10 protein-coding genes are annotated in these 12,075 nt (G+C 72.3%); 5 read left to right on the top strand and 5 right to left on the bottom strand.

The genetic code is table 11. From position 1 onward, the window contains the following. Positions 1–87 precede the first annotated feature (87 nt). Entirely contained in the window at positions 88–444 is a 357-nt protein-coding gene (locus NAEX_RS11190; protein ID WP_096327499.1) for a hypothetical protein, read from the bottom strand. 92 nt (positions 445–536) lie between these two features. On the opposite strand from NAEX_RS11190, the gene NAEX_RS11185 reads away from it, so the two are divergent. Next, positions 537–1,238, top strand: coding sequence for a trimeric intracellular cation channel family protein (locus NAEX_RS11185; RefSeq protein ID WP_096327498.1), 702 nt, complete (start codon positions 537–539; stop codon positions 1,236–1,238). Positions 1,239–1,268: 30 nt separating this feature from the next. Here the strand turns inward: NAEX_RS11185 and NAEX_RS11180 are convergent, their stop codons facing one another. Beyond that, the gene (locus tag NAEX_RS11180) at positions 1,269–2,468 is read right to left on the bottom strand and encodes a hypothetical protein (protein ID WP_143140988.1); all 1,200 of its coding nucleotides are present in this window, start codon (positions 2,466–2,468) and stop codon (positions 1,269–1,271) included. A 585-nt stretch (positions 2,469–3,053) separates the two neighbouring features. On the opposite strand from NAEX_RS11180, the gene NAEX_RS11175 reads away from it, so the two are divergent. The 4 genes from NAEX_RS11175 to NAEX_RS11160 all read left to right on the top strand — a co-directional run bounded on the left by NAEX_RS11175 (position 3,054) and on the right by NAEX_RS11160 (position 8,194). Next, entirely contained in the window at positions 3,054–4,229 is a 1,176-nt protein-coding gene (locus NAEX_RS11175) for a tetratricopeptide repeat protein (protein ID WP_096327496.1), read from the top strand. A 77-nt stretch (positions 4,230–4,306) separates the two neighbouring features. Next, entirely contained in the window at positions 4,307–4,789 is a 483-nt protein-coding gene (locus tag NAEX_RS52040; protein ID WP_177325989.1) for a hypothetical protein, read from the top strand. Between the two features lie 268 nt (positions 4,790–5,057). Further along, positions 5,058–6,836 (top strand): DUF1592 domain-containing protein, encoded by a 1,779-nt coding sequence (locus tag NAEX_RS11165; RefSeq protein WP_143140986.1) that lies wholly within the window; start codon positions 5,058–5,060, stop codon positions 6,834–6,836. Beyond that, positions 6,836–8,194, top strand: a complete 1,359-nt coding sequence (locus NAEX_RS11160) for a DUF1552 domain-containing protein (RefSeq protein ID WP_096327493.1) — start codon at positions 6,836–6,838, stop codon at positions 8,192–8,194. The genes NAEX_RS11165 and NAEX_RS11160 overlap by 1 nt, the downstream gene beginning before the upstream one ends. A gap of 68 nt (positions 8,195–8,262) precedes the next feature. Here NAEX_RS11160 and NAEX_RS11155 read toward each other — a convergent pair whose 3' ends face one another. From NAEX_RS11155 to NAEX_RS11145, 3 genes are all read right to left on the bottom strand, one after another. Further along, complete coding sequence (locus tag NAEX_RS11155) at positions 8,263–9,840, bottom strand: right-handed parallel beta-helix repeat-containing protein (RefSeq protein WP_096327492.1); 1,578 nt, start codon at positions 9,838–9,840, stop codon at positions 8,263–8,265. Positions 9,841–10,049: 209 nt separating this feature from the next. Beyond that, a complete protein-coding gene (locus NAEX_RS50000) occupies positions 10,050–11,186 on the bottom strand; it encodes a BPSS1187 family protein (protein ID WP_170135640.1) in 1,137 nt (378 codons plus the stop codon). A gap of 80 nt (positions 11,187–11,266) precedes the next feature. Further along, positions 11,267–11,971, bottom strand: coding sequence for a glutathione S-transferase family protein (locus NAEX_RS11145; protein WP_096333581.1), 705 nt, complete (start codon positions 11,969–11,971; stop codon positions 11,267–11,269). Positions 11,972–12,075: the final 104 nt, after the last annotated feature.

The following is a 12,075-nucleotide window of genomic DNA, read 5'->3' as shown; positions in this document are numbered from 1 at the left end:
TGCGAAGTGGTCCGCGGCGATCGCGGGGGCCTGCCCGCTGCACGGCGGCGGTGCGGCCTTGACCGCGACGCGCAGGCGTGATGCGGGTCAGCGCGGGCGAGCGACGTAGGTGACGTCGGAGATCGAGTCGGACAGCGCCAGGTAGCGCTCGGCGAACCGGGCGTCGACGTGGAGGGTGCCGCGGCCGGTGGCGGCGTTGTAGAAGCTGCTCTCGACCCGCGCCTCCTCGGTCTCGCCCGGCAGGCGGACGAAGCCCTCGATGAGGAACTGACCGCCGTGTTCGGCCTCGCGCTTCAAGCCCGTGACGCGCACCACCAGGGCCGCGCCGGGCTTCTCGCCGTAGAGCTCGACGGTGCCGCCCGCGGGCAGGTCGAGCAGCTGCTCGGTGCTGGGATTGGCCGGGTTGGCGGGGTTGTTGACGATGTCGATCGACTGCGTGGCCATGCGGCCGATGGTAGCAGCGGCCGGCGGCGGTCGGCGACGGCGCACCGGTGTCGGCGGATCCGCGCGCGCTCGCCGGGGGCTATGATGGACAGGTGGTCGCCGTCCGCCCCGAGGAGTTCTTCCAGCTGCCGCTCTACTTCGACCTCGGCGCGACGCTGCTGTTCGGCCTCAGCGGCGCGCTGCTGGCCGCGCGCCGCGGCTACGACCCGGTGGGGCTGTTCGTGGTCGCGCTGGCGACCGGCGTCGGCGGCGGGCTCTTGCGCGACGGGCTGTTCCTGCAGCAGGGCCCGCCGGTGTGCGTGCAGGACTCGCGCTACTTGCTGGTGGTGCTGATCGCCAGCGTGGTCGGCTACTTCTTCGCGGCGGCGCTCGACCGGATCCGCGGGCTCCTGTTCGTGGTCGACGCGATCGGCCTCGGCACCTACGCGGTGGTCGGGGTGCAGAAGTCGCTGGCGCTCGGGCTCGGCGTCGGCGCGGCGAGCTTCATCGGCGTGATCAATGCCGTCGGCGGCGGCCTTCTGCGCGACGTGCTGGTGCGCGAGGAGCCGTTCCTGTTCAAGCCCGGCGAGTACTACGCATTGGTGGCAGGCGCCGGCGCGGCGCTGTTCTGCCTGCTGACGGTGGCGCTCGAGTGGCGGCCGCCGCGAGCGGCGGGGGTGGCGATCGCGGCGACGTTCGCGCTGCGGGTGGTGTCGCATCGCCTCGGCTGGGTGACGCCGCCGGCGCGCACGGGGCCGCACCCGCGCGTGCAGGCGCCGCTGCGGCAAGACAAGGATGGAGCGAGCGGCCGGTGAATCGTCGTCGTCGGGGCCGACGCGCTGCCCTCATTGCGGGATCGGCGGCGGCGGCTCGAAGCCCTGGACGATGTAGATCCGGTCCTGCCCGGCGCCCCAGGTCAGGAACATGAAGTCGCCGGTGAGCGGCTCGAAGTAGGCGCCCCACGGGCTCGGGAAGTCGAGGTAAAAGTCCTTGCGCGACTCCGGCAGCGGGTCGCCCTGGTCGTCGACCCGGTAGACGCCGACGGTGCCGGCCGACCACTCGGAGACGATCAGGTGGTCGACCTCGAACCCGGGCGAGCCCTTGGGCACGTAGGCGAAGCCGCCGGGGCCGAACGGGAGCGCGGCGGTCTGCTGGGCGTTGGCGAGGGTGAAGGTGTCGCCATTGGCGGTGCGGTCGAGGTGATACCATTTGCCGCCCGGCCAGGTGATCGTGCGCATGCCGCCGGCGTCGACGAAGCCGGGGGGGACGAAGCCGAGGCCGCTGACGGAGTTCTCGACGCCGAGCGCGGCCATGTCGGTGGTGACGGCGGGGGCCATCTGCCCGGGCAGCAATTGGCCGATCTGGTTGATCGGCCAGGCGGTGTAGAACATCAGGCCGGACTCGACCAGGGCCAGGTTGGCGTCGACGTAGGGGGTGTCGGCGACGAGCTGGGCGACGCCCTTGAAGTTGACGATGTGGTCGCAATTGCCGCGCACGACCTCGATCGCCCACACCTTGCCGGTCGCGGTCTCGGAGTCGCCGGCGACCAGGAGGAGGTTCGGGTCCTCGTTGGAGATCACGCAGCCGCCGAGCCGCGAGTCGGTGGGGATCCCCGGGACCTGGCCGAGCTCGTAGGTCTTGTAAAATTCGGCGAACTCCGGCGCGAGCACGACGTCGGGGCCGGCGGGGATCGGCGGCTCGTCGCTGCAATCGACCGGGCCGCCGGTGGTGGTGCCGGGATTGCCGGTGGTGGTGGTGGTCGAATCGCCGGTGGTGAGATGGGTGGTGGTGCCGGGCTCGCCGGTGGTCGTGGTCGTGGTCGCAGGGTCGTCGGTGGCGCTGACGGCGGTGGTCGCCGTCGTGCCGGTCGGCGGCTCGGCGGTGGTCGAACCGACGCTCGCCGTGGTCTCGCTCGGGCCGGTGGTCTCGCCGGCGGTGCCGCCGGTCGGGTCGCTGCTGTCGGTCGTCATCGTGCCCTGATTGCCAGGACAGGCGGCGACGGCGAACCCCGCCACTACCACTGCGATCGTCGTTTCCCTCTGCATCGCCCGCGAGTCTACGCGAGCACCGGCGCAGGGCCGCCTATTTGCACATAAATGGGGGATTCACGGCAATTTGGCGCGTTGTGGTCTCGACCCCCCAGGATGGCCGCGGGGCCGGCGGAGCTCGCGTCATCGACCGCTCCGCGGGGTGTGGCCGCGGCCGCGGTGTTGACATTGCCGGCCGCGAATGCGTGGAGCACGAGCGGGCGTCGGGCCGCGTCGCAAGCGGACAGGTGTCACGCGAGCCGAGCCGCCGCTCACCGTCGATCGCGGGGCGCGCACGGCGACGGCGCGCCGCGGGCTCGCACGTCGGTAGGCCCGCGCCCGCCGACGCGTCGCACGCGAGCGCCGCGGCGATCGCGACGCACGGACGAGGCAGGCGCGAGGGCGCAAGCGAGCGCCGGGGCGACGCGTGAGCGCGTGTGCGGGCGCGGCAGATTCATCGCTGCGGCGCCGGTATCCGCTGGGCGCCGAGCGACATACAAGGACTGCATCGGCGCTGCCACGAGATTTTCGTTGACGTGGCCGCGGACCTGGTCTTTTCATGGCGGGGTGCGCCGCAAGGGTCGCTGTCTCCGCTTCGATGTCATGCTCTTTTCGCTCGCGCTCGCGGGCTGTCACAAGGAGTCGACGCAGGCGCCGTCCGGCGACGAGTCGTGCTCGGGCGCGCGGTGCGTCGAGCAGGCCGAAGCGGCGATGTTCTACAAGGATTACGACAACGCGCGCGAGCCGTTGACGGCGGTGTGCGAGCGCAACGACGGGTTCCAGTGCTTCCGCCTGGCCGAGCTGTACCAGACCGGGCGCGGCGGGCCGGTCGACCTGGCGAAGGCGGCAGAGGTGTACGAGAAGTCGTGCGCGGCCGAGTACCCGGAGGCGTGCGAGCGCCGGGCGGACATGGCGCGCGACGGGACGGGCACGCCGCAGATCGAGCTCGAGTACGCGATCAAGGCGTGTGACGGCGGGCGGTCGGCGGCGTGTACGCGGGCGGGCCTGCAGCTGAGCGCCGGCCGCGGGGTCGAGGCCGATCCGGTGCAGGCCATCGAGCTGATGCAGAAGGGCTGCAAGCTCGGCGACATCGACGGCTGCACCGGCGTCGGCGACCTGCTGTTCGCGCAGGACTCGGCCGACGCCAAGATGCGCGGGGTGTCGGCGTACATCAACGCGTGCGTCGGTCACAGCGCGTACGGCTGCTTCAAGGCCGCCATCGCGTTCCACGAGGGCACCGGCACCAAGCGCGACGTCGCCAGGGCGGAGCAGCACTTCGCCAAGGCGTGCGAGTGGCAGTTCGACGACGCCTGTCACGCGGTCAAGCAGCTGACCGAGGCCGCGGGCAAGCCGGTCGAGCTCGAGCTGACGACGAAGGCGGCCGAGCTGGGCGCGGGCGGGCTGCAGACGCGCGACCTGGCGTGCCGCATGGTCGCGCAGGGCGAGCCGGCGCTGGCGAAGGTGGTCGCCGGGGTGGCGAAGAGCAAGGAGTCGCTCGACTCGTGCGCGAAGGAAGGCGCGGCGATCGCCGTGAGGTGGGAGTTCGAGAACGGCAAGCTGCTGCAGGCCAAGGTGGTCGGCAAGGCGCCGAAGAAGTTGAAGGAGTGCGTGGCCTACGTGCTGCGCAAGAAGGCGAAATACTCGCACTCGGGCACCTGCTCGGCGGTGCTCCTGCTCGGCGACCCCGACGGCGCGGCCAAGGCCCTGGCCGCGCGGGCGAGCGCGCCGGCCGACGACGGCCGGGTCCACGTCCGCATGAGCGCCGAGGACGAGGAGTAGCGCGCGCAGGAAATCGCGCGTCGCGGCTGCGGACGAGCCCGGTTGCGGCGCACGCGCCGGCGCGGTAGGGTCGGGCCATGATTGGCTTGCGACACCGCGCATTCGCGGCCGCGCTCTCGCTGCATTGCATTGCGACGAGCCCGGCCTGCTCCGACACCGACAAGGGCACCGACACCGACGCGACGACGACGCCCGGGACGACCGACGCGACGACGACGACCGGCGACGGCACCGACGCGACGACCTCGCCCGGGACGACCACGCCGACCACCACCGGCGGGACCGGCGACCCCGACTACCGCCGCGAGTGCCAGCCCGGCGACTTCGTGTGCGACGACCTCGGCTGCGAGGACGTGACGATCCCCGACGAGTGCTACAAGCCGTGTACGCCCGACGGCGAGGTCGGCGGGGTCGACAGCGAATGCGACGAGCCGGAGCGGCCGTTCTGCAGCCAGGTCGGCCTGGCCGAGGGCGGCGACTTCTCCTGCAATTCGTGCGTCCACATCTGCACGGCGGAGTCGGAGAACTGGTGCGACTTCGCGGCCGACGCGTGCCAGTAGATTCGCGCGACCTCGATTGCCCGGTCGCGCGATTGGTGTGAGCCCGCGGCCGATCGGCGCGACCCATGGGGCGTCATCGCCGGGGCGTGAGTGAGCTGTCCTGAGGGACAGCTGGCGAGTCGGCGAATGTCGAGGCCCGCGGCCCACGCTGGGGTGCGTCGGCGTCGCTGGCGTCCGCGGAGGTCACGGGCGGATCCGCGTGCGAGGCCTCGGCGACCCCATGGATCGCCGGATAGCGCCCGGCGGCGTGCTCGGCCATGGTGCTCGGGTGCGGCGAGGCGGCGTGGCGCGGGGCGTGGTGGCGGCGGCGATCGTCGTCGGCGGTTGCGGCGACCCGGCGGGCGCGGACTCGGCGAGCGAGGCGACCGCGGAGACGGCGAGCGACCCCGGCGGGACCACGCTGCCGACCACGGGGTCGAGCGAGGGCGAGGCGCCGACCGGGACGGGCACCACCGGCGAGCCGCTCGGCCCGTGCGAGCAGGCGCATCCGGGCGAGCAGGTGTTCCGCCGGCTCACGCACAGCGAGTTCAACGCGACGGTGATCGACCTGTTCGGCGCCGAGGTGGTGAAGAGTCCGGCGGCGCGGCTGGCCTACGAGGGCGACAGCAACGGCTTCACCAATGACGTCGCGCTGCTGACGGTCTCGTGGCAGCACGTCTATACGTACCTCGGCGCGGCGGAGGCGATCGCCGCCGAAGTGGTGGCGGCGCTGCCGCAGCTGGTGCCGTGCGCGGGCGATCCGGCGGCGGACCGCGCGTGCGCGGGCGAATTCGTCGACGCGTACGCGCCGCGGGCGTACCGGCGGCCGCTGGCGGACGGCGAGCGCGAGGCGCTGCTGGCCAGCTACGACGACGCGATCGCGGAGGGCGAGGGGTTCGCCGAGGGCGTCGAATTGGTGGTGATGCGAATGCTGCAATCGCCGCAGTTCCTCTACCGCGTCGAGCTCGGCGCCGGCCCGCACGACGGCGCGGCCGACCGCCTCACGCCGTACGAGACGGCGGCGCGGCTGTCGTATCTGCTGTGGGGGTCGATGCCCGACGACGAGCTGTTCGCGGCCGCCGAGCAGGGCCTGCTGGCGACGCCCGAGGAGCTGGCGGCCCAGGCCGAGCGCATGCTGCAGCACCCGCACGCGCGCCGGCGGGTGCGCCAGCTCCACCGCGAATGGCTGCACCTCGGGGCGGTGCGCGGGGTCCAGCGCGACGGCGGGCTGTTCCCCGGCTTCGATGGCCTGAAGGACATGTTGATCGCGCAGGCCGAGCGGTTCGCCGAGCTCGTGCTGTTCGACGCCGAGGCGGCCGACCTGCGGACCCTGCTGACGGCCCCGTACGCGCTGCTCAACGCCGACCTGGCGCCGCTCTACGGCGTCGACGCGGCGGCGGCGGGGCTGATGGCGGAGGACGGCGATCCGCAGACCGACGAGTTCGAGGTGACGCCGCTCGACCCGACGCAGCGGGCGGGGATGTTCACCCACGCGGCGATCCTCGGCGCGCTGGCCAAGCCGAACGCGCCGGCGCCGGTGCTGCGCGGCAAGTTCGTGATCGAGCGCCTGCTGTGCGGGCAGACGCCGCCGCCGCCGCCCGACATCGTCATGCAGCCGCCGGCGGACGACCTCGGCGACACGACGCGCGCGCGCTGGGAGGCGCTGACCGAGGCCGACGGCACGACGTGCGCGGGCTGCCACGCGAGCATCAACGCGCCGGGGCACGCGTTCGGCCACTACAGCGCGATCGGCGGGTGGATGGCCGACGAGGGCGGGGCGGCGATCGACGCCTCGGGCAGCCTGGCGGGTCAGGGGATCGACGGCGAGTTCGCCGACGCGGTCGAGATGATGCACCTGCTGGCCGACGCGCCGGCGGTGCGGGCGTGCGTGCTGAAGCAGTACTTCCGCCACGCGTACGGCCGCAGCGCCGGCGCCGGGCAGGACGCGTGCACGATGGACGAACTGACGGCGCGGTTCGACGGGTCGGACGGCGACCTGCGCGATCTGCTGATCGCGCTGACGCAGACCGACGCGTTCCGGTTCCGGCCGCGGGCAGGAGGCAATTGATGGCGAGTGGTCGCATCAGTCGACGCGCGGCGCTGCGCGGGGCCGCGGGGGCGGTGATCGCCCTGCCGCTGCTCGAGGCGATGGGCTGCGACGATCCCCCCGGCGGCGCGCCGGGGGCCCGCAGCGGCCGCGCCGCTCCGCCGCGGCGCTTCCTCGCCACCTACATCCCCAACGGCATGGCGCCGGCCCAGTGGTGGCCGAGCAACGTGCAGAGCGAGACCCAGTTCGACCTGAGCCCGAGCCTGGCGCCGTTCGCGGCGGTGCGCGACGAGATGATCGTGCTGCGCGGGATCACCCTGGCGTCGGCGCTCCTGGGCGTCCAGGACGGCCACCGCGAGGGCAGCATGGCGCTGCTCACGGGCAGCAAGATCGGCCCCGAGTGGCGGGTCGACAACGATTCGCTCGACATCCACCTGGCGAACCAGCTCGGCGCGGCGACCCGGCTGCCGGCGCTGCAGCTCGGGGCCGTGGGCGGGTGGGCCAATCACGGCAGCCTGTCGCACTTCAAGCACGGCGGCGGGCCCGATCGCCTGGTCCAGCCGCTCGACGTGTTCGCGCAGTTGTTCGGCGACCCGGGCCTCGACCCGGCCGAGCTGGCGCGGCTGATCAAGCGGCGCAAGAGCGTGCTCGACCGGGTGGCGTCGGACTACGAGGCGCTGTCGCCGAAGATCGGCGGCGCGGACAAGCAGCGCATCGACGCCCACCTCGAGGCGATCCGCACCGTCGAGCTGACGATCGGCAAGGAGGTCGTGTGCGACCCGCCGGACCCGGGCGCGCTGCCGCCGATCGCGGACAACGATTTGACGCCGTGGTTCGACGCGATGACGCAGCTGATCGTGCTCGCGTTCCAGTGCGACATCACGCGGGTGATCACGCTGACCTTCCGCAACGGCGGCGGCGGGTCGAGCTACTTCCCGTGGCTCGGGCTCTCGTTCGACGGCGAGCCCGACTACGGCTACCGCGAGCACCACGAGATCTCCCACTTCTGGGAGGACTTCACCGACGTCGGCAACGGCGAGAGCAAGGCCGGCAACTTCCTGGCGATCCTCGACTGGCACCTCCAGCAGCTCGCCAAGCTGGTGGGCGCGCTCAAGGCCGCGCCCGACGCCGAGGGGTCGGTGCTCGACCACACGGCGGTGCTGCACGGCTCCGAGCACAGCTGGGCCCACGACAAGAACGACATGCCGTTCCTGCTGTTCGGCCGCGCCGGCGGGGCGTTCAAGCCCGGGCGCTACCTGCAGTACGGCGGGGTCCCGCACAACCAGCTGCTGGTCGCGGTGATGAACGCGATGGGTGTCCCCGGGGACAGCTTCGGCGAGCCGTCGCTCAACGCCGGGCCGCTGCCGGGGCTCGGCTGAGCGCGGGGCGGGAGGCGAAAGGGACATGTCGCATGCGACATGTCCCCGGAGGCACTCACCGTCGACCGCTACCGGCGGCGGCGGCGGCTCGTGATGCCCAGCACGGCGAGGCCGGTCAGCAGCGCCGCAGGGCCGCCGCCGGCGTCGTTGCGGCAGCCGCAGCCGCCGTCGTCGTCGCCGGCCGAGCCGGTGGCGCTGTCGGTGTCGGTGGCGTCGCCGCCGGTCGCGTCGGTCGTGCCGATGCCGCCCTCGGTGGTCGGCGCGGGGCCGCCGGTCGCGGTCTCGCCGTCGCTGGTGTCGCCGGCGGTGGTGGGGTCGTTCGTCGTCGGGCCGCCCGAGGTCGGGTCGTCGGTGGTCGGGCCGCCCGAGGTCGGGCCGTCGGAGCTCGTGCCCGGGTCGGGCTCGGTGGTCGAGTCGTCGCCGGTGGTCGAGTCGTCGCCGGTGGTCGAGTCGTCGCCGGTGGTGCCCTCGTCGACGCCGAACTCGTAGGCGCCGATGTCGGGCGCGCCGACGACCGGGCGGGCCTCGGTCTGGGTCGGGTGGAGGTACTGCGAATCGGGGATCAGCAGGGCGTCGAGGACCTCGCCGGCGTCGATCCCGGGCGCGCCGTCCAGCAGGTGGTAATCGTAGCCGGCGCGGTCGACGAGGCCGGCGTCCTCGGTCTGGAGGTTGCCGAGGTCGACGATCTTGGTGTTGGGGTCGCCGGTCTTGATCGGCGTGCCGGGGCCGACGAACAGGTTGTTGTAGACGTTGACCTCGGTGCCGGCCTTGGCCTCGACGAACACCGCGGCGGGCGCGCCGTCGTTGACGAACGTGTTGTGGCTGACGAACAGGCGCAGGTCGGGGTTGGTGCCGCCCTCGCCCTTGTAGAAGACGATGCGGTACTTGTTCTCCGCCTTCGGCCCCTTCTGGATCAGGTTGCCGATCACGTAGGAGAGGCCGCCCTGCGGCAGGTCGATCAGCGCCGAGCCGGTGCCGTCGGCCTCCTCCATCAGGCGGTTGTAGACGATGTGGTTCTCGAGCGCGCGCGACTTGACCGCGTGGCCCGACTTGACGTGGTGCGAGTAGTTGCCGCGGAACACGAACTTCGGCGCGACGCCGATGTAGACGTTGTGCTCGTAGCCGGCCTCGCCGTTGTAGGCGAACTCGGAGTACTCGATCGTCATCGCCCCGTCGCCGGCGAGGATGCCGTTCTGGTTGTCGTGGAAGTAGCAGTTGCGGACGGTGAGGTCGGTGCCCTGGGCGCGGATGCCGGCGCCGTTGTTGCCGTCGCCCTCGCTGATCTTCGAGCCCGAGAACTCGAGGTTCTCGACGGTGACCGGGCCGACGCCGGCCTCGACGACGAAGATGCCCTTCTTGTTGGGCGGCGGCACGGTGGCCCGCAGGTGCGGCCGCGAGTCGCCGACGCCGCGGATGGTCAGGTCGCCGACCTTGATCGACGAGATGTCGTCGACGTACTCGCCCGGATCGATCTCGATGACGTCGCCGCTCTTGGCCGCCGCGACCGCGTCCTTCACGGTCTTGTACTGCTTGTCGGCGCCCACGGTCAGCGTGGCGGCCAGCGCCAGCGACGGCGCGAGCAGGCCGAATGCCGCGGCGAAGCCGGCGGCGGTCGAGAGGTGCGCGTAATTGAAAGTCGTACGCATGCGGTCAATCTCCGGCCCTTCGTGTGCCCGTCCCGTCGGCCGACGTCAAGGGTCTCCCCGTTCGGAGAACGTGCGCCGCTCGCGGCCTGGGGCCCTTTCTGAGGCTTTCCCGGCCCCAGGTGCGGGCGGCGAGGGACTATCGGCAGGGGCGCGTTCGCCATGTCCCAAGAGACATCTCAGATGTCCCCGGGGACATCTGTCCGCAGCGCTCAATCCGCGCCGTACATCGCGCGCCAGACCGGCTCGAAGACGTACAGGTCGCCGTCCTTGGGCGACGAGCCGCCGGCCTGGGTCGAGCCGTGGCCGTCGCCGGTGGGGGCGGAGGTGACGAGGCGGTGCGAATCCATGTAGGGCGGGGCGGCGCCGTCGACCACGAACGGCTCGCCGGGCAGCATCATGTCGGCGAAGCTCTGCAGGTGGCCGGGGTGCTGCTGGTCGCCGGTGTGGGTGAAGGCCCAGAAGCGGTCGATCGGGGTCAGCGGGTCGCCCCCCAGCCAGGCCTGGTCGCTGTCGAGCGGGCCCGACAGCATGACCACGCGCTCGACCGCGCGGTTCATGCCGATCACGCCCGAGCTGCTGGCGCCGTGGGAGATCCCCGAGATCACGATCTCCGACCAGCGCGGCTCGCCGTCCTCGATGAAGTACTGCCAATCGCCGCCGGGGTGCAGCGCCTGCAGGTGCTCGAGCATCTTGACCACCCGCGTCTCGATGCTGTCGGGCGGCGGGATGTCGATGAATTCGTGGTGGTCGACGCCCTCGAACGCCTCGAGGCGGCAGCCGCCGATGTCGTCGCCGCAGTTGCCGACGCCGTAGTCGCTGACGTAGCACGGGTGGATCACGTGGAAGCCCATGCGCGCGAGCACCACGCCGTGCGCCTGCGAGCCGCAGGTGGTCGGCGCGCCGGCGCCGTGCAGGTACACGACCAGCCGGCCCTGCAGCGGCACGGTGGTGTCGAGCTCGGCGAGCTGGGTGCCGAGCGCGAGCGAGGCCTCGGGGTCGGCCTCGTTCGGCTTGAACGAGAACTCGTAGAGCTGCGGGTCGGACACGTCGACGTTCGGCCCGCTCGGCATCGCCTCGGTGGTGGTGGTGGTGTCGTCGCCGGTGGTGGTGACGGTGCCGGTGGTCGTCGGCTCGACGGTGGTCGTCGGCGAGGTCGAGGTCGAGGAGGTCGAGGTGGTGTCGGCGGCGGTGGTGGTGTCGTCGCCGGTGGTCGCGGTCTGGGTGCCCGTGGTGTCCGGAGTGGAGGACGTGGTCGAGGTCGAGGTCGTGTCGGTGGCGGTGTCGACGGGCTCACTGCTGCACGCGGCGAGCAGCGCCGCCGCGCAGATCGATCGCGTGCGTGGCATGCGGCGAATATGCCAGAGACGGCCGCGCACGGGTGCGCGGCGATCGTCGTGGTCTCACCGAGCGCGCGGCCGTGCGATCGTCACGCCGCAATTGCATACATCGGGCTGGTGCGGCCGAGGCCGCCGTGCAGGTCGCGCACGCGCTCGAGCCACGCGACCACGGGATCGTCGCGCTCGAGCAGCGGCAGCGTCGCCACCGAGGCGACCCACTGCAAGAGCCCCGCGGCGATGTAGTCGGCGTACCCCGGACGATCGCCGGTGATGTACTGCTGGCCCTGGACGGTGAAGTTGAGGCGCAGCGGGTTCAAGGCCGCGCGCACGTCGCCGAGCCGCTCCTCGCGCCCCGCCGCTGCGGCCTCGAGGCTACGGCCGAGCCACTTCTCGCGGCTCTCGCGGAAGTACGCGCGATCCTCGGGCCGCGCGTGATCATGGATGTCGAGCGCGAGCATCGGCATGAGCAGCGGCACGAGGGAGCCGAACAGCCACGCCTCGGTGAATCGACAGAGCGCGCGCTCGGCTGGCCCTTCGAACAGGCGCGGCCGATCGGGGTAGCGGGCGTCGAGGTAGTCGGCGATGGCCCACGAGTCGCCGACGAGGTGGCCGTCGTCGTCGAGGATCGGCACGGTCCGGTGCGCGCCGCCGTAGAGCCGCGGGATGTCGAGGAAGCCCTGCGGGCGCGCCTCGAACTCGAGGCCCTTGTGGGCCAGGGCGTACTTGCTCCGCCAGCAATAAGGGCTGGGGCGGCGATCGTCGAGACACGCGAGGTCGTGGAGGATTCGTGGCACGGCGCAGGCGATGGTGGCGGAAGCCGCGACCGCGGACAAGCGATCGCGGCGCCGGCCTCGCCGGGCGAACGCGCGCGCTCCGGGGGGCTGCGGGCCTGGCCGTG

Source organism: Nannocystis exedens (genome assembly GCF_002343915.1).
In the GTDB taxonomy this organism is placed as follows: domain Bacteria; phylum Myxococcota_A; class Polyangia; order Nannocystales; family Nannocystaceae; genus Nannocystis; species Nannocystis exedens.
This window is presented reverse-complemented; position numbering and strand designations above follow the sequence as displayed.

Excerpts from the sequence above, each read along its gene's own strand:
- NAEX_RS11175 (WP_096327496.1), top strand. The coding sequence starts at position 3,054 with ATGCTCTTTTCGCTCGCGCTCGCGGGCTGTCACAAGGAGTCGACGCAG.
- NAEX_RS50000 (WP_170135640.1), bottom strand. The coding sequence starts at position 11,186 with ATGCCACGCACGCGATCGATCTGCGCGGCGGCGCTGCTCGCCGCGTGC.
- NAEX_RS11190 (WP_096327499.1), bottom strand. The coding sequence starts at position 444 with ATGGCCACGCAGTCGATCGACATCGTCAACAACCCCGCCAACCCGGCC.
- NAEX_RS52040 (WP_177325989.1), top strand. The coding sequence starts at position 4,307 with ATGATTGGCTTGCGACACCGCGCATTCGCGGCCGCGCTCTCGCTGCAT.
- NAEX_RS11160 (WP_096327493.1), top strand. The coding sequence starts at position 6,836 with ATGGCGAGTGGTCGCATCAGTCGACGCGCGGCGCTGCGCGGGGCCGCG.
- NAEX_RS11180 (WP_143140988.1), bottom strand. The coding sequence starts at position 2,468 with ATGCAGAGGGAAACGACGATCGCAGTGGTAGTGGCGGGGTTCGCCGTC.
- NAEX_RS11155 (WP_096327492.1), bottom strand. The coding sequence starts at position 9,840 with ATGCGTACGACTTTCAATTACGCGCACCTCTCGACCGCCGCCGGCTTC.